The organism is Psychrobacter sp. W2-37-MNA-CIBAN-0211, from assembly GCF_040309405.1.
Lineage (GTDB): Bacteria > Pseudomonadota > Gammaproteobacteria > Pseudomonadales > Moraxellaceae > Psychrobacter > Psychrobacter glaciei.
On sequence record NZ_JBEOOU010000648.1, the window covers coordinates 1 to 230 of the forward strand.

Genomic DNA, 230 nt, shown 5'->3' on the forward strand with positions numbered 1-230 from the left:
GCTTATAGTCGCTAATAGTTGCTTTTCATGAGGGTGTGTATCAGGAGCAACCAAGCCTAATAAAGCGCGAAAGCTATTGGTATAATCGAGCAGGTTATCCTCTAATAAGCTTAACCACTCAAACGCTAGCACTAAACTGTCTTGCTCGTGCGGCAGTCCGAGCTTGCGGCACAGACCTTGTTGGTAATGCTGCATAAAGGTTGTCTCATAAGGTGCTAAGCAGTCTGCTA

At 45.7% G+C, this 230-nt stretch carries 1 protein-coding gene; it reads right to left on the reverse strand.

Annotated features, from left to right (window positions below):
* Positions 1 to 230, reverse strand: a 230-nt coding sequence (locus AAEY72_RS16610) for a protein adenylyltransferase SelO family protein (protein WP_352311811.1), incomplete at both ends; no start/stop codon positions are given.